At 63.9% G+C, this 18,463-nt stretch carries 19 protein-coding genes and 2 pseudogenes; 13 read left to right on the top strand and 8 right to left on the bottom strand.

Translation table 11 applies throughout. The features are described 5' to 3' along the window. Positions 1–563, bottom strand: a pseudogene (locus tag AC1DES_RS15970) (hypothetical protein); the annotation flags it as partial. 425 nt (positions 564–988) lie between these two features. Further along, positions 989–1,432 carry a DUF1905 domain-containing protein gene (locus AC1DES_RS15975; protein ID WP_476896689.1) on the bottom strand — a complete coding sequence of 148 codons (444 nt, stop codon included), beginning with the start codon at positions 1,430–1,432 and terminating at the stop codon, positions 989–991. A gap of 248 nt (positions 1,433–1,680) precedes the next feature. Between AC1DES_RS15975 and AC1DES_RS15980 the strand changes: the two genes are divergently transcribed. From AC1DES_RS15980 to AC1DES_RS15995, 4 genes are all read left to right on the top strand, one after another. Further along, positions 1,681–2,034 (top strand): DUF3846 domain-containing protein, encoded by a 354-nt coding sequence (locus AC1DES_RS15980; RefSeq protein WP_476896690.1) that lies wholly within the window; start codon positions 1,681–1,683, stop codon positions 2,032–2,034. A gap of 136 nt (positions 2,035–2,170) precedes the next feature. Beyond that, entirely contained in the window at positions 2,171–2,422 is a 252-nt protein-coding gene (locus tag AC1DES_RS15985) for a hypothetical protein (RefSeq protein ID WP_476896691.1), read from the top strand. Between the two features lie 52 nt (positions 2,423–2,474). Further along, on the top strand, positions 2,475–2,726 hold the full coding sequence (locus AC1DES_RS15990) for a hypothetical protein (protein WP_476896692.1): 252 nt from the start codon (positions 2,475–2,477) through the stop codon (positions 2,724–2,726). Between the two features lie 1,644 nt (positions 2,727–4,370). Beyond that, positions 4,371–4,628 (top strand): helix-turn-helix domain-containing protein, encoded by a 258-nt coding sequence (locus AC1DES_RS15995; RefSeq protein WP_476896693.1) that lies wholly within the window; start codon positions 4,371–4,373, stop codon positions 4,626–4,628. 9 nt (positions 4,629–4,637) lie between these two features. On the opposite strand, the gene AC1DES_RS16000 is transcribed toward AC1DES_RS15995, so the two are convergent. After that, positions 4,638–5,075 (bottom strand): DUF1003 domain-containing protein, encoded by a 438-nt coding sequence (locus AC1DES_RS16000; protein ID WP_476896694.1) that lies wholly within the window; start codon positions 5,073–5,075, stop codon positions 4,638–4,640. 438 nt (positions 5,076–5,513) lie between these two features. Here AC1DES_RS16000 and AC1DES_RS16005 point away from each other — a divergent pair, with 438 nt between their 5' ends. The 5 genes and pseudogenes from AC1DES_RS16005 to AC1DES_RS16025 form a co-directional block, all read left to right on the top strand. Continuing rightward, on the top strand, positions 5,514–6,704 hold the full coding sequence (locus AC1DES_RS16005; RefSeq protein ID WP_476896695.1) for an acyl-CoA dehydrogenase family protein: 1,191 nt from the start codon (positions 5,514–5,516) through the stop codon (positions 6,702–6,704). Positions 6,705–6,729: 25 nt separating this feature from the next. Beyond that, entirely contained in the window at positions 6,730–8,844 is a 2,115-nt protein-coding gene (locus AC1DES_RS16010) for a 3-hydroxyacyl-CoA dehydrogenase NAD-binding domain-containing protein (RefSeq protein WP_476896696.1), read from the top strand. After that, positions 8,841–9,467: a TetR/AcrR family transcriptional regulator gene (locus AC1DES_RS16015; protein ID WP_476896697.1), complete on the top strand. Its 627-nt coding sequence runs from the start codon at positions 8,841–8,843 to the stop codon at positions 9,465–9,467. Before AC1DES_RS16010 ends, AC1DES_RS16015 begins: the two co-directional genes overlap by 4 nt. After that, complete coding sequence (locus tag AC1DES_RS16020) at positions 9,464–11,005, top strand: long-chain-fatty-acid--CoA ligase (RefSeq protein ID WP_476896698.1); 1,542 nt, start codon at positions 9,464–9,466, stop codon at positions 11,003–11,005. The genes AC1DES_RS16015 and AC1DES_RS16020 overlap by 4 nt, the downstream gene beginning before the upstream one ends. A 199-nt stretch (positions 11,006–11,204) precedes the next feature. After that, positions 11,205–11,360: pseudogene (locus AC1DES_RS16025) on the top strand (alpha-amylase family glycosyl hydrolase); the annotation flags it as partial. Here the strand turns inward: AC1DES_RS16025 and AC1DES_RS16030 are convergent. Next, positions 11,301–11,489 (bottom strand): hypothetical protein, encoded by a 189-nt coding sequence (locus AC1DES_RS16030; RefSeq protein ID WP_476896748.1) that lies wholly within the window; start codon positions 11,487–11,489, stop codon positions 11,301–11,303. The pseudogene AC1DES_RS16025 and the gene AC1DES_RS16030 overlap by 60 nt on opposite strands. Between AC1DES_RS16030 and AC1DES_RS16035 the strand changes: the two genes are divergently transcribed. Both AC1DES_RS16035 and AC1DES_RS16040 read left to right on the top strand, forming a co-directional pair. Beyond that, a complete protein-coding gene (locus AC1DES_RS16035) occupies positions 11,482–11,856 on the top strand; it encodes a hypothetical protein (protein ID WP_476896749.1) in 375 nt (124 codons plus the stop codon). The two genes, AC1DES_RS16030 and AC1DES_RS16035, sit on opposite strands and share 8 nt — an antisense overlap. A 243-nt stretch (positions 11,857–12,099) precedes the next feature. Then, positions 12,100–12,246, top strand: a complete 147-nt coding sequence (locus tag AC1DES_RS16040) for a hypothetical protein (RefSeq protein WP_476896699.1) — start codon at positions 12,100–12,102, stop codon at positions 12,244–12,246. 297 nt (positions 12,247–12,543) lie between these two features. Here AC1DES_RS16040 and AC1DES_RS16045 read toward each other — a convergent pair whose 3' ends face one another. The 4 genes from AC1DES_RS16045 to AC1DES_RS16060 form a co-directional block, all read right to left on the bottom strand. Further along, positions 12,544–13,323 (bottom strand): alpha/beta fold hydrolase, encoded by a 780-nt coding sequence (locus tag AC1DES_RS16045; protein ID WP_476896700.1) that lies wholly within the window; start codon positions 13,321–13,323, stop codon positions 12,544–12,546. Between the two features lie 458 nt (positions 13,324–13,781). Beyond that, positions 13,782–14,381: a gluconokinase gene (locus AC1DES_RS16050; RefSeq protein WP_476896701.1), complete on the bottom strand. Its 600-nt coding sequence runs from the start codon at positions 14,379–14,381 to the stop codon at positions 13,782–13,784. After that, positions 14,381–14,692: a putative quinol monooxygenase gene (locus tag AC1DES_RS16055; RefSeq protein WP_476896702.1), complete on the bottom strand. Its 312-nt coding sequence runs from the start codon at positions 14,690–14,692 to the stop codon at positions 14,381–14,383. The genes AC1DES_RS16050 and AC1DES_RS16055 overlap by 1 nt, the downstream gene beginning before the upstream one ends. Positions 14,693–14,701: 9 nt before the next feature. Then, a complete protein-coding gene (locus tag AC1DES_RS16060) occupies positions 14,702–15,736 on the bottom strand; it encodes a LacI family DNA-binding transcriptional regulator (RefSeq protein ID WP_476896703.1) in 1,035 nt (344 codons plus the stop codon). 235 nt (positions 15,737–15,971) lie between these two features. On the opposite strand from AC1DES_RS16060, the gene AC1DES_RS16065 reads away from it, so the two are divergent. After that, positions 15,972–17,324: an NAD(P)H-dependent oxidoreductase gene (locus tag AC1DES_RS16065; protein WP_476896704.1), complete on the top strand. Its 1,353-nt coding sequence runs from the start codon at positions 15,972–15,974 to the stop codon at positions 17,322–17,324. An 80-nt stretch (positions 17,325–17,404) separates the two neighbouring features. Further along, complete coding sequence (locus AC1DES_RS16070; protein ID WP_476896705.1) at positions 17,405–18,436, top strand: DctP family TRAP transporter solute-binding subunit; 1,032 nt, start codon at positions 17,405–17,407, stop codon at positions 18,434–18,436. Positions 18,437–18,463: the final 27 nt, after the last annotated feature.

Raw genomic sequence — 18,463 nt, forward strand, 5'->3', positions numbered from 1 at the left:
GGTTTGGACGCGCAGTTCGTCTGCGCGGACGCCGCCGCTCCGGGAATCCAGTTCTTGAGCCTGTTCAGGTTGCTGCCGGGATCAATGCTGCCGGCAATTTTTCCGAACTGGTAGGCGGTGGAGTAGATCCCGACGTCGGCCCCGATGCTTTGCAGATATGCGGTCATGCCCTCCAGGTCTGCCGTGTTGGCCCGGGTGTCGGGTGACCAGCTGTTTCCGGTTTCCACGTCCAGCCACCAGAGCCGGTGGGCCGGGTCGGGGACGCCGCGCAGGTTGACATCGTCGAAGGCCTTGGCGTAGCCGTACGTATAGGCACACGCCGCATTGGAGGTGCCGTCGCACATCCCATAGGGGTTGGAAACCTCCGTCCCGCCGTAGGCATTCAATGCCGGCCACCAGGAACCGTCGGGGCCTGGATTGGCGGTGTTGACGTACACCGGAACCGGGGTCCCGGCCCCCGCGCCGACGGTGCCTGCGGCCCAGGCCAGCTGCGTGGCCAGACACGGATTCGTGGTCTCCGGCCGGCCGCCGTTCACGCCAACGACAGCGAACTGCGCGGGCATCGGAAGGTCAGCGCCGCACTGAGGCCAGGAGATGTCATTTCCCAGCGCCGCGGCATCCGGAGGAGGAGTCCCCGGAGCATCGTCTGCGGCGCTGGCCGGGCCGGCTGGCCACCCGAACAGGAGACAAGCAACGATGAGAACTTTTGCGGCTTTCATGAACGGACCCCGCTTCCGAACGAATTGCAACGGGCCAGCAGCGGCCCACTTCGAATCCTAGGAGCGCTGCCGATGACCGTCACGGGTGGTCGTTACTGGAATCAGCCGCGTGATTCCGGACCGGACACGCGTTTCTTACTTGAATCACCGGCTGCCACGTTGTTGGCGGGCCGCATCGACTAGTCAGTGCCCAACTGTGTTCACTGGCGTCCGGCCAGGTGGACGTAGCATTTTGGGCAGGGTGATGTTCGCGGGAAACAGTTCCGGAGCTACTTTTTGCCGGCCTTGAGGTCGGTCACTACCTTGGCGATTCGGCGGGCGCGGGTTTCTGCCGTTCTGGCATCTGCGACCGGCTCCACGTAACGCCGCTGGCTGCTGTAGTTCAGCGTCGCATAGAAGGCCTTCGCCGCGGGGTCCGCGTCCAGGGCTGCGGCGAGGTCCTCGGGAACGTCTATGACACGCGGGTGGGTGTCCAGTTCGAGGTCCACCTCCACGGTGTCCCCGGCGGATGCACCGGTCAGTTCACGGTTGACCGCGCTGACGCCAACCATGTTCTGACCACCCATCACCGCGATGCTGCTGCGGTAACTTGTGCCGTTGATGGTCACGACCACCGGCGGCCGCCTGCCAGCCCCGAGGGCGTTGACGATATCCTCAGGGACCTCGATGCCAGCTTTGTTGCCGCTGCCCTGAATGGTCGTGGTGAATTTCATCCTCACAGTATGCATGCCGCCATGACTTTCGCGAGAGGCCGTCTCGCAAGGCAAACGGTACGGGATTCAGAGGTTGCCGGCGCTGTACTTCCAACGGCAGCGGCGATCGTTGCGCCCGGTGCGGTTCCCTGCGGTTCCGTGGCTTCATGACATGCCGGTGCGGGACATCCCGGCCGGCCTGCCCAGGTGCGGCGGGGATTGGGAACAGAATGGATGTGGTCTTAGTTGCTCGGAGTAGAGGACACAAGATGAACGCCATACGATACACGGCACTGATCATTCCGGCCCGGCTCGGCGAGGCCGTCCGGTTTGAATCCCTGGACACGGGCCCTGAGGTCCTGCGGGGACTTGTCGGCGGAGAAATCGAGTCAATCACGCGCGGCGACTGGCACGTGTACCTCAACGCTGAGGGGACCATCATCAATCTCCCGCCGAACCTTCGGGCGGGGCAGTTAATGCATGAGTGCGGCCTGGATCTCGCTGGGACCGCTCGCGGACAGGCCGTGATCCTGGGCCGTGACGACCACGGCAGGGACACGGACGTCCCGTCGCGCCTGGTCCGGCAGGCTGAAGAGCTTTTCGGCGCACCACTTGCCGCCTAGTAACCATCTACGTCCGTGGGGAGCGAGCGGCCTGCGCCCCGCCGGGGCCGGTGCTGACCGAGTACACAAGCAAATGCTACTGGAGGGTAAGAACCACACCAATGAGGTACTTGTTACTCGTGTGACTGATGAGTAAATGCCGCCACGCGGCGAAGACTCCCACGACTACCGGACCAGGGCCCGGCACGGTGATCTGGACGTCGAATGGGTCACGCACGCGACCCTGGCCGAAGCCCGGGCCGAGATCGAGTCCCTCGTGGCCGGCAGGCTGTCGGTAAACCACCTGCTCATCTACGCCCGCGAGGACAAAGAGCGGATCGACTTTTACACCATTGACTACCTCCGGCCCGGAACCTCGGCCGAGGCCTTGCCGTGGGCGGTCAAATAGCTGATCCTGTAGCCACAGCATCTTCGCTGCACCCATGACCGGAGGTTCTGCGATGCCTCAGCTACCCGACGAAATCATCCGCCACACCCGCGAGGATCTGATCCAGGCGCTGGCCGACGAGCTCGGCTCGACGCCGACCGACGACAGGATTCAGGACGCCTACGAGCAGGTGATCGACGAGCTGGCCTTCGCTTCCTTTGACCCCGACGCGGTGTACGGGCGGTATTTCCGCGATGGGCCCATCGCCACGGACCTTGACCTGGCCGCCGTGCGGGGCTGGGCCAGGGGCCGGATGCTGCTGTAGTCCCGGCACCTGAGCGACAAAACCGAGTAAGTTCTTGCCGGGTCCTTAGGCGTAGTGGCACGAAGCGGTCTGACCCGCTTCATTCCACTCATTGGCCAGGGCGCGGCGGCCGGGTTGATCGCGGGCAGCGCCTTCGGGGGGACTATTTTAGCGGCTATCAATGGCGTAGTTTACTGTCCAGAGTAGGAGATCGAATGACTACGCAAGAGCTCTTCGGGTCGGCCCTTGGCGTCGGAATGGCTACCGCTGTAACGGTGCTCGGTTTTGCCTGGCTCGTGACCCCAAGCACCCCTGTCAATCTAACGACAGTCATTATGGTCGGACTGATTTATGCCCTTGTAGAAGCCGTCCGAGTGGTCATAACCCGGAGGCGGCGGCGTCAAACGCCGGAAAGCACCTGACGGCATCCGGGCATCCATTCACCGAAGGATTCCCGCCTCGATTAGTCAGCTGAGCCGCAGGGAGAGCCCCACCATCGTCCGCAGACATTAGCGGACGTGTCTGACATCAAGCTGAAGCCAGTAAGCCCCGGCAAGCTGAACCGCCCCGCCTGGTTTCGCACCCGAACCGCCGAACTTGGCCCGGACCAGAAGGCGGTGAAGGCACAGCATCCCTGGTGACCGCCGAGGTTTACCTCGACGGTGAGCCCATCGGCGCCGTCACAGGCGCGCTGAAGCCCAACAGCACCGTCCGCGAATGGATTCCGGACCTTATCGGCACCCCCATCAAACAGCGCGGCACCACCAGATTCCAGGGGGAAGCGGTCAGTTTATCCCGACCGGAGCCTATGGGGCGGCTGGGGCCGCGGATGTTGACTCAATTTCACGGCCTACGTGCACCTCTAAGGAGAAGACATGACGCCAGCATTGTTCATGGGCCTTTTCGTCACCGCGACAGGTATATTTATGATTCCAATCTCGGGATTGCTGATTCGCGGAGCTGTCAGCGGCCATCCAGGGCTGACTATGTCAACTCTTTTTGCCCCGGCATGAGGATTATTCTTGGCCCCATCTGTCGACTGTGCTGTCTCTTTCCAGGCGGACGATTGAACCAATCGTTCGCCTACGCTCGGACCATGGCATCGATCGCCGGCTTGAACGGATCCAGCCGCCAGGACACCCCTTGTCTTGGTCTGCGTTCCGGAGGGGAGGCCGACTCCAGAGCCTGCCTCACCGTCCTTCGGTGAACCTTGTGCCTGGCCGCCAGCGCACGGACCGAGAGGCCCTCGACCCGGGCGTCCCGTCGGATCTGCGCGAACAACTCCACTCTCGACTCCATCCAGACCAGCCTTCCGCCGCATCCATCCACTGATGAATCCAACGTTGAAGGCGGGGCCACATTTAACCGTCACAAGCTGCCCGGCGAGTCACGAAGTGGGGCCAGAAATAGCCGTCCTACCGGGGCCATCCAAACCTGTCACAGTCTGCCGTTCCGTTCCGGTTTGGCGGCGTGGCAGTCGAGACGACCCGTTCAACGGGCGGAAACAGGGCGGAGTGGCGGTCAGAAACGGCAGGTCAGCGGGGCTGCAGACTCCGGACGGGATCTACTTCTATGACTGTCGGCCGATCACCGGGCCGGACTAGGCCGGCCCGTAACCCGCCGGCCTCCCGCCATTGTTACGCCAGCCCCGGGAGCCCGATTCACATGTCCCTCGCAAACGTCCCCACCCCGTACCTGACTATCTCCGAAGTCGCAGAGCGCCTGCGCGTGTCCAGTATGACTGTCCAACGGCTCGTCCATGCCCATGAACTGGCTTCTGCCCGCTTTGGCAGGTCCTGCCGCGTCCCGGAGCTGGCGCCGGCGCCGGAGGATTACCTCAGGAGAACCACCTTCTACGGCAGGCCCTCTGCTGATCAGACGTGCAAACGGCAACAAAGCGTCGTCTCGGGAGTCCCAGTGTAGTGACGCAGGTCAGACGCCTGCAGAATCGATAACGCCACGGCGCTCAATGGTCGCCAGTTCCTTCAGCTCCTGCAGGATCTGCAGCTGCTGGCTGTTGATGGCCATAAGCAGCTCAATCTCTTCCTTCGCTTTTACGTTGGTGTCGTAGTCGTGCTGGGCCATGGCGGCGGCGATGGCGTCCTGCCGTTTGGCCGCGATCAGCAGGATGGCGCCCTGGAGTCCGGCCAGCATCGAGAGCAGGAGGTTCAAAAGGATGTAGGGGTACGGATCCCAGGAATTGGTGGCCAGCGCCCAGGTGTTGATGGCGGCCCAGATGAGCATGAAACCGATGAAGCCGCCCACGAAGGGCCAGCTACCCATCCCGTTTCGCATGATGTCGGCGGCGCGCTGGCCTCTAGTGAGGGTGGCTTTGTGCCCCTCGTGCCAGGTCTTTTGGTGGTCGGTCATGACTCAGGGTAGCCGGGGGCGCAGAAAACCGACCGGTCTCTGCTGCCGGGGGAGCGGCATCCGGGACTGGGCGCCGTATGCGCGCCCTCGTGGCCTCATTGGTGCCGGCACGACCCTTGGAGGAGTCCCGAGCCACAGGGAGCTCCGGGCCGTGAGATCGCCTGCCGGTGGTGCCGGTCGACCTGGTTTGGTCCCGCCCGGATTCTGACGGCAGGACCTCCGGTGCAACGGCCGGGCACCTTTCAAGGGTCTTTGTCGACAACTTTCCAGGCGTGCAGCGCAGGTGACATCCGGCTGAGACTCACGCTGGTCCGGCCGTTTTGACGAGACCTTGGGGCGGGGCCCTTGGGTTCCGAACAATTTGCAGTTAGCATGCATATTGTTAAGTGAGTGTGAGCTGCATCGCACTTATGGAACCCAAGGCAAAGGGGCCAAGCGGTGCTCGAATCGGACGTGAACAGCGACTATTTCCTGCTTGATGACGAACTGACGCCCAAGGAGCGGGTGCTCCGCGACAGGGTCCGCTCCTATGTGGAATCTGACATCCTTCCGATCATCAATGACTACTGGGAACGTGCGGAATTTCCTTCCGAGGTGTTGCCGGGCCTGGTCCGGCTCGGGATTATCGGCAGCACGATCGACGGCTACGGTTGCCCTGGCCTGAGCCGCCGGGCGGCCGGGATCGTTGCGCGCGAGATAGCGCGCGGGGACGGTTCAATCAACACTTTCATCGGCGTCCATTCGTCCCTGGCCATGGGCGCGATCAATATGCTCGGCAGTGAGGCACAGCGGCAGCGCTGGCTGCCCTCCATGGCAGTCCTGAAGAAAATCGGGGCGTTCGCGCTCACCGAACCGCTTCATGGCTCGGATTCGGTCGCCTTGGAGACGAGCGCCCGCCGGGACGGCGAAACCTACGTCCTGAACGGGCACAAACGATGGATCGGTAACGGACACATGGCCGACGTCGTCATCGTGTTCGCCCGCGACGTGGCGGACGACCGGGTAAAAGCCTTTGTGCTGGAAAAAGGCGACGACGGCGGGCATCCGGCCGGTTACCGTCCGGCCGTGATCACCGGCAAGATCGGCAAGCGCGCCATCCAGCAGGCTGACATTGTCCTCGAGAACGTAAGGATCCCCGCGGAAAACCGGCTGGAGAACTGTGACTCTTTCAAGGATGTCACCAGGGTTCTCACTGCGACCCGCGGCGGGGCCGCCTGGGAGGCGATGGGCCACGGCATGGCTGCCTACGAGATTGCCGCCCGGTACGCGCTGGAGCGGGAGCAGTTCGGCCGGCCGATTGGCTCGTTCCAACTGGTGCAGAACAAACTCGCCAACATGCTCAGCGAACTGACGGCCATGCAGCTGATGTGCCACCGTATGGCCGAGCTTGCCGAAACCGGCCGGCTGACCGGCCCGATGGCTTCGATGGTGAAGATGTCCACGGCGCAGAAGGCAAAGTGGATCTGCGCCGAGGCCCGGGACATGCTGGCCGGCAACGGAATCCTCCTCGAACGGCACGTCGCCCGGCACATGACGGACATGGATGTCGTCAGCACCTACGAGGGAACCGACTCCATACAATCCCTGATCGTCGGCCGGGACATCACCGGCATCTCCGCATTCAGCTAATCACCGACAGAGAGGTCGGGACGTCATGACCGAACCGGCAAACGAGATCGTAGCCGTCGACATAGTGGACGGTGTCGCACGAATCACCATGAACCACGGACGGGTGAACGCATTAGGCCGGGAGCTGCGCGGTGCACTTAGCGTTGCGCTCTTGCGGGTCGCCGGGGATCCGGATATCGCCGCTGTCCTGCTGCTCGGGCAGCCCAAAGCATTCTCGGCCGGGGCGGACATCACTGAATTCAACACGCCTGAATCCGGTAACGCCGGAATGGACAGCGAACCCGCCCAGCCGGATCTCCGGGAGCTCGTGGCGTTGGTGGAAGACTTCCCGAAGCCTGTCATCGCCGGAATCACCGGCGTAGCCTTGGGCGGCGGCCTCGAACTGGCGATGGCCGCCCACGCCCGGATCGCCGCACCGGCGGCGCGCCTCGGCTTGCCGGAGATCACTTTGGGCCTGCTGCCGGGCGCAGGCGGGACAGGGCGCCTGCCCCGTCTGGTGGGACCGGAACGTGCCCTTGACATGATTCTCACGGGAAAACAAGTGTCCGCCGCCGAGGCACTCACGGATGGCCTTGTCGATGCGCTGATGGAGGATCCACGCTCACCGGCGGCCGTGCACTGGGCGATTGAATTCGTGGCCACGCGCACGCCGGACAAGACCCGGGACCGCACCGGCAGGATTGCCGACGCCGCGGCCGCACCCGGTACCGTCAGCCGGCTGGCTTCGGACGCGCTGCGCAAGGCCAAGGACCCGTATGCCGCCCACGCTGCGATCGAGGCTGTTTCGGCCGGCATCGAGCAGTCCTATGACCACGGAGCGGACGTGGAGCGGACGAAGTTCGTGGAGCGGGTCAGGAGCCCTGAATCTGCCGCCCAGCGTCACCTCTTCGCAGCCGAACGTGCAGCGCGCAAACCCGCCAACCTTGATCCGGAAGAGGCGAAGACCGTCCGCCGCGCCGGCGTCGTCGGTGCCGGGACCATGGGCGGCGGGATCGCCATGGCACTGGCTTCTGCCGGCATCCCGGTTACCGTCGTGGAGGCCGAACGATCCGCCCTGGACCGCGGCCTGGCACAGATTGAGAAGAACCTTGCCGTGTCGGTCTCCCGTGGCAGCAGGAGCCAGGACGACGCAGCATGCCTGAAGGCTCTGATTACGGGCAGCCTGGACTACGCGGACCTCACCGACGCCGATCTTGTCATTGAGGCAGCTTTCGAGGACCTGCAGGTCAAACAAGAAATCTTCGCAGCCCTGGACCTGCACGTCGGTGCCGATTGCGTCCTCGCCTCCAACACGTCCTACCTGAGTATCGACGAGATTGCCGCCGGAACGCGCCTTCCCGGCCGGGTGCTGGGCATGCACTTCTTCAGCCCGGCCAATGTGATGCCGCTGGTTGAGGTGGTCCGCGGAGCAGCGACCGACGCCGCGACGCTTGCGACCGGGTTCACCACCGCACGCCGGATCGGCAAGACACCCGTCGTCGTACGCGTCTGCCATGGCTTCGTCGGGAACCGGATGCTTGAGGTGCGTTCTTCTCAGGCCGAGCAGCTGTTGCTCGAGGGGGCCCTGCCCGGCCAAGTGGACGCGGTCCTAAAGGACTTCGGCTTCCGGATGGGGCCGTTTGAGATGGGTGACATGGCTGGTCTGGATATCGGCTGGCGCAACCGCAAGGCCGAGGGCAGGACAGCCCCGACCGCGGACGCGCTCTGCGAAGCAGGACGGTTCGGGCAAAAGACGGGGGCGGGCTACTACGCCTACGAAGGCCGGGAAAGGCGCGATGCCCCCGAGGTTGAGCAGCTCATCCTGGATGTCTCGCGGAACCTTGGCGTCTCACGCCGGGAAATTTCGGATCGCGAAATCCTGGAACGGCTGCTCTTTCCGATGATCAACGAAGGCGCACGCATTCTGGCGGAGGGAATTGCCGAGCGGGCCGGTGACATCGACGTCATCTGGGCCAAGGGCTACAACTGGCCCGCGTACCGGGGCGGCCCGATGTGGTATTCAGGCCAGGTCGGTGCCGGCTACGTCGCCGACAGGCTGAGGCACTACGCGGAGCTGACGGGGGATGTGACGCTGCTGCCGGCCGGGTTCCTGGCCGAAGGCGCCCAAGGTGTGTTTGCGGCTCCTGGGACGAGCAGATGACCGGTGCCCTGGATGGGCGCACGGCCCGCGCCCAGCGGACCCTCCGGATCATCAGCGAAGCTCATATCGGGCTGATCAACGACGGGGAACTCAGACCGTCCGCCAAACAGATCGCAGCCCGCGCCGGGGTCTCCGTCCGCGCGCTGTGGGACCACTTCAAGGACATGGAAGCCCTCATGGCCAACACGGCCGCCCGCCAACTGGCCGAGCAGGACGAGGCTTTGGAGCCCGTCCCGGTGGTGCTGCCCCTGGCGGAACGCGTCGCGGCATACAGCTCGCAGCGCGCCTCGATCCTGGAGGCCGTCGCGCCGCTCGCCCGCGCCGCAGATTTGCAGCGCCCGTTCTCCGCGGCGCTGCAACAGAACCTGCAGGAGAACCTCAAGCGCATCAGGGACGACGTCGAACGGCTGTTCGAAGCGGAACTGGGCGGGCTGGACCCGGCCCACCGAACGCGTATGGTCCTGTCGATCTGCGCGGCGGCGGACTGGGCGAACTGGAAACTGCTGCGGGACTCCTTTGGGCAGTCCTCAGACGAGGCGCGGGCGGTCGTCGAAAACACGTTGGCCGCATTGCTCGATGCTCCATCGGCCGGGCCCAACAACAAGAGAAAGCAGAACCCATGACCGTTTTGTCGCTCGCCTCGATTCTCGCTGAATCTGCCCGCAAATACCCGGGCAAGACCGCCGTCATCAGCGGCAGCCAGTCCTATACCTATGCCACGTTGTGGCAGCACGCCCGCAGCTATGCCGCGAAGCTTGAAGACGCCGGAATCGCACCGGGGGACGTCGTTGCGCTGATGTCGCCGAACGTCGTTGAATTTCCCACCACCTACTACGGCGTGCAGGCCGCCGGTGGAGTCGTGGTTCCCGTGCACCTGCTGCTGACCGCTGAGGAAGTCATCCATGTGCTCCGGGACAGCGGCGCCAAAATGCTTCTATGCCACGCCGCGTTCCTTACCGTGGGGCGACGGGCGGCCGCGGAGGCCGGAATCCCGGTGCTGCTCGTTGGCCCCGTGCCCGAGGGAGAAGAGAGCGCGGCTCGTCTCTGCTCGGACGGCGGGCGCGAGCTGCGCAGCTACGTGAGTCGGGAAGCCGAGGATCCGGCCGTCATCTTTTACACCTCCGGCACGACAGGCCGACCCAAAGGCGCCGTCCTGACACACCTGAACATGGTCATGAACGCGACCGTATCGGCAGTGGACGCCAACGACGTGCGGACCAGCGACATCGCTCTCGGTTGCCTTCCGCTGTTCCACGTCTTCGGACAAACAGCCAGCATGAACGCCCTGTTCCGGCTCGGAGGGACCCTCGTCCTGTTGCCAAGATTCACCGGCGAGGCAGCGCTGGAGCTCATGGCCGCCCACGGCGTCAACGTCTTCCACGGCGTCCCTACCATGTACATGCAACTGCTCGCCGCCGCCGTAGGCAGACCTGAGCTGCCGGCGCTGCGGCTGTGCGTCTCCGGGGGAGCGGCGCTGCCCCTGGCCGTGATGGAGAAGTTCAACACCACCTTCGACGCCACCATCTATGAAGGCTACGGGCTGTCGGAAACATCCCCAGTCGTCAGCACAAATACCCCGCACTCAGGCGTCAGGCCCGGAAGCGTCGGCCAGGCCGTCTGGGGTGTGGAGGTCCAGATCGCCGACCACCGGGTGCCCGAACGTGTCGTTCCAGTGCCCGCTGGAGAGCTTGGAGAGATCCTGGTCCGCGGCCATAACGTCTTCGCCGGCTACCTGAACAACCCGCAGGCCACCGAGGAGGCAATGGTGGAGGGCTGGTTCCGCACCGGCGACCTCGGGACCATGGACGAGGACGGTTTCATCTACGTGGTCGACCGGACCAAGGACGTCATTATCCGCTCAGGCTACAACGTCTACCCGCGGGAGGTTGAGGAGGTCCTCTCCCGCCACCCGGCGATCGCCCAGGTGGCCGTCATCGGACTGCCGGACGAGTTGCGGGGCGAAGAAATATGCGCCGTCGTCGTCCTGGATCCTGCCAGCACGGATAGCCCGCCCAGCGCGCAGGACATCATCGACTGGAGCCAACAGCACCTCGCCAAACATAAATACCCCCGCCACATCCGGTTCACCGGCGAGTTTCCTCTCGGCCCCAGCCACAAGGTGCTTAAACGGGAACTTCGCCGCACTCTGACGACCGACTGACAAGACCCCATCGCCGTAAAAGGACGAATCGGACGCTCGCTGGAACGACTCTCCTTTGACACCACCGGAGTGGGTCAAACACGCAATATGGTGGCAGATCTAGTCCTTGGGTTTCGTCGGGGCCGAACACGCGGCCCCGACAGAAGGTGCCCCCGTGACCCGCCGCCTCGCGCACCTTGTCCCCTGGTTGAACTATGCCGTGGAACTAAGGGCGTCAGGAATTGCCCTCGGACCGGTTTTCGCCTCCGAAACCCACGGGTACGACACCACAAACTACTTCCGCATCGACCCCCGACTAGCCGACGACGGAGACTTCGACCTGCTGGTCACCCACGCGCACGCGCGGGGTTTGCGCGTGCTCCTGGACGGCGTCTTCAACCACACCGGACGCTCCTTCGGACCGTTCCAGGACGCCCTGGTCCTCGGCCCCGGAGCCCCCACTGCATCCCTCTTTCTTGGCGAAGGTTATTTGCGCGATGCGCACCGAATTTCCCGACGCCTCCTTCGTGGGCCAATACATCCACGGCGACTACTCCCGCGAGGTGGGCGCCGGAGCCCTCGACTCGGCCACCCAGTACGAGCTCTGGAAGGCGGTGTGGAGTTCGCTCAACGACCGCAACTTCTTCGAACTCGCGGGCGCGCTGGAGCGGCACAACTCGTTCCTGGACGCCTTCGTTCCGCTGAGCTTCGTCGGCAATCAGGACGTCACCCGCATCGCCAGCAGGCTGAACGACCCGGCACTGCTGCCACATGCCCTCGTGGTGCTGTTCACGATCGGCGGGTCACCCTCCGTCTACTCCGGTGACGAGCATGCCTTCCGCGGCATCAAGGAGCACAGGATCGAGGGGTGACGACGCCGTCCGCCCGGCTTTCCCCGGCGTCCCGTCTGACCTCGATTCCGCTGGAACAGGCGCCTACGCCCTGCATCAGCAGGGGTGAGCCTGCCGCCCCGCGGCTGATCCATCATCGAAAACCCGGAGAGCTGACCGACGCCCATCAAACCTCCATCGAGTGACACAGTCTCTGCCGGGGAACCTTGACGCCAAGTCTTGGAACCGTTCCCCAGCTGGTGCTGGATTTCCAAGCAGAGGCCGGTGGAATTCCAGGAATTCCTTGTGAGGTCACGCTTCTGGAAGGGCGTTGCCGTTGCCGTCGCCGTTGCCGAGGAAGTTGCCGGGCCTCGTGCCCTGCCGCCGGGCGGCAAGGCACGGGTGTCACGGCTCGACGCGCTGAAAGAATAGCGAAGGTCTCAGAGCCATACGGCGAGCCGAGCAGTCTCACCAGTTGGGCCCCAGGTCCGGGCCGCCGGAGAATTGGGGGTGTGGACAGTGTCCACACTTTGGGTCCCGGACTTGGCCGCATTCCGGTCGGATCGAGCCGGATTCCGCATGTTTCCGCGGGAGTCCAGCGTTCGCAGGGGCTGGAACCCGGTTCGAGTCCCACCTCGGGCACAGTGTTTCCGCAGGTCAGTGCCGGTAGGTGAACCTTTCTGAAGCCAGCTCAACATAAATAGCTACGCCCCGGCGCTCAGCCGCAGCTCAGTGGGTGTTATCGAGGATCAGGCGTGCCGCTTCCGATGGTTGGTCCCAGTGCGGGAAGTGACCGCAGTTTTCGAACCAGTGGAGTGTTGCATCCGGGAACAGCTCCGTGGCCCGAGCCGCCTCACTGGGAGCGGTGACCTTGTCCTTTCGCCCCCATCCAATGACCACTTTGCCCTTGAGTGAACCGGCCGGCGCGCCTTCCTGGCGGGGGCCGTGAATCAACGCGTTGAGGGCCGGGTCCAGACTGGTCGATGTCTTGAACCCGCGAAGCTCATGCAGGACCAGATCCTGCGGCAGCTTCCAGGGGTGGGCGGAGAACTGAGCCAACAGGGCCGTGCGACCCACAGGGTTGCCCGTGAGGAAGGGGAGCGCCGGTTGGATGCGGCGCACCAGTGCGACGGATGCTTTGATGCTTGCACCAAAGATCGCTGCCTGGCGGTCATTCCAGAAGCCACCAGGGTCAAGGGCGATCGTGGTGCCAGCGTGCCCTCGCCGTGCCATCTCCATTGCCATCCGGGCGCCCATGGAGCTGCCTACAAGATCAATATCACCCAGTTCCTCGTCGCGGATAAAGGCTTCGACGGCATCGGTCAGCGTGGCAATGGTGGTTTCGCCGGTCAGCGGCGCGGATTCGCCGCAACCGGGGAGGTCGACGGCGGTTACATCGCGTTCAGCGGCCAGCGCCGGGATTACCGGGTTCCAGTTACCAATACTGGAACCGAGCCCATGGATCAGGAGGAGTGGCTTACCGGAGCCTTGCCGGGTTGAGTGCAGCATGACTTCACTCTAGGGGGCGGTGCAACATCTCTGGCCAGAGGTCATCTGGCGAAAAGGGGTCGGAGGCCGGTTCGAGTTGCTGACCGTTGAGACGGGAACACGGACAACTGACCGATGCGACGCCCGGGAAGCCCGTTCCGGTACATCAGCGCCCACTCCTGATTCGGACCTGGTTCCCTGTTCCTGGTGGCGGTCACTTGGTTCTCTGCTGCCATAGTGGTCGCCTGTTTCGTCGGCAGGCTGGACCGCCGCTTCTGTGCTTCCGGACCAGGCACACCGTCCAGAGGACGATGAGGGTCACGGCGACGACTACAGAACGAAGTTAGGATCCGTCTCTCGATTCCGCGTTGCTCCGATCGAGAAACCGGACGCTGTCCTCACCGACCGCGCAACCCGAAGACGAGCCGCCGGACCGACCCTGAGCGCCAAATATCCCTGCGAAGAGGGCTCCACGTAATTCAGCGGCGCACACTCAGTAGTGGAGCCGGCGGGGGTGCCGCGGCCGCAGTCAGCCCGTCCTGACTGAGTCCGGCACCTGCGTCCTCCGAGGCTAAAGCTCCGGCGGTTGGTGGAAGCTGGGCGAGGATTTCGCTGACCATTGCCTCGACGCCTTCCGGCACCGACACCACCAGTCCTGCTTCATCTGCTTGCAGGGGTTCGAGTGTCTCCAGCTGTGATTTGAGGAGGGAGGGTGGCATGAAGTGTCCGGGGCGTTGGGCCACGCGGCCCTGCAGCACGGGAAGCTCGACGTTAAGTTGAACGAATGCAGTCATCGGTGCTTTGGCCCTAATGGCGTCCCGGTAAACGCGCTTCAGTGCGGAACACGCCACAATGATCCCACCCGGGTGCGGTGACCCCAGCTCGGCGCCCACGAGCCCGAGCCACGGCCACCGGTCACCGTCAGTCAGTGGGTTGCCGGCAGCCATTTTCGCCACGTTGGCCTGCGGATGCAGGGAATCGGAATCGACGAAGGTGGCGCCCAGGCGTTGGGCCAACGCTGCTCCAATAGTTGACTTGCCTGCTCCTGATACGCCCATGACAACAAGGACGGGCTTCATTACAGGGTCCCCTGGTGCTCGGTTCCCGCGGGGATTGGTGAGAGTCGGGTCACGTGGACGGGTTCCTGAAGGAGGCCCTCGAGGGAGGCATTGAGGCGTTTGACGGCCTCTCCCTCGCCGTGGGCGTCGAGAAGGGCTGCCGTTTCCCACTTTTCGATCATGACGATTTGGCCGTTGGGCGCGTCATGGATGGCGTAGAGCAGGCATCCTTGCTCCTCGTGCACTTCGGCAATCGCGGGCGCGAGGGCAGCAGCTACCTGGCTGAATGACCCATTCTTGGGTGTGAACACGGCGGTGACAATGACGGACATGGGCTTTCCTTAAGAGGTAGGCGAGAGGATCAAAGGTGAGCAGCTGCTGCGAGGCACGAAGTCTGCGTTGACCAGGATCGTGCGGGGCTCTGCGGGGAGCCGGCCCTGCATGCGTCCCAGCACCAGTTCCAGGGAGTGCACGGCGAGCATGTCGATGGGCTGGCGGATCACGCTCAGCGGCGGGTTTGTCAGCTCGGTCCAGGGGTTATCGTCAAAAACAATGACGGACAGATCTTCGGGTATCCGCACGCCGATTTGGACGAGGCGCCGAACTGAGCTGAGCACCTGGGCCGTGTTGGCAACAATGAGCGCCGTGGGACGGTCGGGCAGGGCGAGCAGGGACCCGACTGCATCGCCCCCGCCGTCTCCCCGGAACGGCACATCCCGGATTAGTTGGGGGGCGCCGCTGGTCGAGAAGTTCTCGTGCGCAATCCGGTACCCCTCGATCCGTGAGCGTCCCGTTGATGTGCTAACGGGACCGGAAATGAGGCCGATCCGCGTGTGCCCCAAACCGAGCAAATATTCTGTGGCGCGTCGGGCTGAGTCGGTGTTTTCGATGCTTACGACGTCGACGTTTGCCAGTTCGGCAATGGCTCGGTCAACAAAGACAACATTCACGCCCAGGGCCTGGAGACGGGCCCACTTCTCAACGTTGGCTCCGGTCGGTGTCGCGATGACTCCTCCGACGGAGCGGTCAAGCAGTGTGTCCAGGGATTCGGCCTCCAGGTGAGGATCCTCCTGGGTGGTCATGACGACTACCTGCACCCCGTGGCTCCGGGCCTCCCAGACAACACGGTCGGCTAGCTGAGCGAAGAATGGGTTGGCGAGGTCCGCGACCACAAGGCCAACGGTCAGGGCGTGGCCCACGCTCAGCTCCCGGGCCGCGGCCCGCGGCCGGTAACCAAGCTCCTCGATAACCTGCAGCACCAATTCCCGTTTGGCTGGCGCGACGGGACCTGACTCCGGGTTCAGAACCCGGGATACCACGGAGACTGAAACGCCCGCCTCGGCCGCGACGTCGCGAATAGTTGGGGCCTTCTTCACTTCTCCTCCTCCTTGAGGTCCGGTACCGGCAATGGATCGGCGGGAACACGAGGTCGCTCCGCCTGACTAAACCATTACGGTTGCTCATTGTGACTGTTGACACAGCCTAGCACTGACTGGTACAAAAGTGGTACCGGTTCCACTCCGGTCCTCAAACTCCAGTTTGCGACGAAGATGTTGCTCCACCCCTACGGTGGAGGCCTCTCCGACGCGGACGTCAATCAGAGAGATCCCCATGAACCTTCACAAGCTTCTCAGTGACCGCGAGCGGCAAGGCCGCCCCGTTCGAGTCGGGCTCATCGGAGCCGGCCGGTACGGCACGATGTACCTTGCGCAGGCCAACAACATTCCGGGGATCCACGTCGTCGCGATCGCTGACATCAACGTCAAGCGTGCAGAAGGCGCATTCGAACTCGTGGGCTGGCCCAAGGGCCAGATCGCTCCGGACATCGCCACCGCCCTGAGGGACCGCACGACGACGATCGTGGCCAACGCGGACGAGCTCTTCGATGTCGACATCGACGTTATCGTGGAAGCAACAGGCAACCCCATCGTGGGGGTGAAGCACGCGCTGCGCGCCATTGAAACGAAGAAACACATCATCATGGTCACAGTCGAGGCCGACGCCTTGGCGGGGCCCGCCCTGGCCAAGCGTGCGGAAGCCGCCGGTGTTGTCTACTCGATGGCCTACGGCGACCAGCCGGCCCTCATCATGGAACTCGTCGACTGGGCCCGCACCAGCGGCTTCGACGTTGTCTGCGCCGGCAAGGGCGCCAAGTACCTTGAGCACTATCACGAGATGAACCCGGACAATGTCTGGGAGAACTGGGAGTTCTCCAAGGAGCTGACCGACTCCGGGCAGCTGAACCCGAACATGCACACTTCGTTCCGTGACGGCACGAAGGCTTCCATCGAGATGGCCGCCGTTGCCAACGGCGCCGGACTGGTACCTTCTGACACCGGGCTGAGCTTCACGCCGGGCGATGTCGAGGAGATCGCCACGATCTGCCGCCCCGCCGACGTCGGGGGAGCCCTCGCCCACGAAGGCAGCGTCGATGTGATGTCCAGCGTCAACCGCGACGGCACCTGGATTCCTCACAACACCCAGGAAGGCGTCTTCGTCGTCGTCAAGGCCACGAACGACTACGTTTCCGGCTGCTTCAACGAATACCCGTGGCACCCGGACCCCACCGGCCAGTACGCCGCCCTGTACCGCCCGTACCACTACGTGGGCCTGGAGCTGAACATGTCCATCGCCAACGCGGCCCTCCGCGGGATCGCCACGGGCTCGCCCATCGGGTTCTTCGGCGACGTCGTCGCAACAGCCAAGAAGGACCTCAAAGCCGGCGAATTCCTCGACGGCGAAGGCGGGTACACGGTCTGGGGCAAGCTGGTTTCGGCCAGGCACTCGGTCGCAACCGGCGCCCTCCCGGTAGCGCTGGCCCACCACGTGGAACTGCGTAACGACATTGCCAAGGGCGGGATTGTCGGCTGGGACGATGTCATCATTGACGACTCCCTGTCCCAGGCCATCGAGCTCCGCCGCGAAACCGAAGCCCTCGTCACGGAAGCAGCCCTCACCCACTGAGGCTCCCGCACACCCATTCGGCCGGGGTCATGAACTTCACCCCCGGAAACCAGACTCCTTCCAACGAAGAAAGGCACCACATGAAATCTAAGACTCGCGCCCTCACCGGAGTGCTGGCCTGCACCCTGGCCGCCTCGGTCCTCGCCGGCTGCGCCTCCGGAGCGCCCGGCGCTTCCGGCGGCGCGCCGGCGAAAATCCAGCTGTCGATCCCGGACCCCATCGATTCCTCCGTAGGCGTTTGCGCCCAGCACTTCGCCGACCAGGTCAAGAAGACCTCCAACGGATCCGTCCAGGTCACCGTAGTTCCGAACGGAACGAGCTTCAGCGGGGACCAGAATGCCGCCGTCACCCGCCTGCAGGGCGGCTCGCTCGACGCCCTCATCCTCTCGACTTCCGTCTACGCCTCGGTGGTGCCGGAAATGAACGGCATCAGTATCCCCTACCTCTTCAAGGACACAACGGAGGAAGCGGCGTTCCTGGCAGGAAAGCCGGGCCAGATGCTGAAGGACAAGCTCGCAGCCAAGGACACCGTCGCGTTGTCCTTCCTCACCCGGACCGGCCGCGAGATCACCAACTCGGTGCGCCCCATCGCACAGCCCTCGGACCTGAAGGGACTGAAAATCCGCGTTCCCGGCAACCCGCTCTGGACCGGCTTCTTCAGCAAGCTGGGTGCAAGCCCCACCACCATGGCCTTCTCCGAGGTCTTCACGGGCCTGCAGACGGGAACGATCAACGGCCAGGAAAACCCGATCGAGGTGCCGTGGACCAATAAGTTCTCCGAAGTCCAGAAGTACGTGTCTCTGACCAACCACATCAACGACGCCTGGGTGCTCGCCCTGTCATCCAAAAAGTGGGGCACACTCTCCGATGACCAAAAGAAATTGCTCACGGACGCCTCGACCGAGACAGCTACGTTCAAGACCGGTTACGACGCCGAGCAGTCCAAGAAGCAGCTGGACGAACTCACGGCAAAGGGCATGACGGTCAACGAGCTCAGCGCTTCGGGCCTTGAAGAATTCAAGGCCACCTCCAAGAGCCTGTACCCGCAATTCTCCGAGCTGATCGGCAAGGACTTCTTCGACCAGGCAATCGCTTTCACAACCTCCAAGTAAACCCGCACGGAGCCGGGGCGCCCACGG

The organism is Arthrobacter sp. 05T442 (assembly GCF_056395945.1).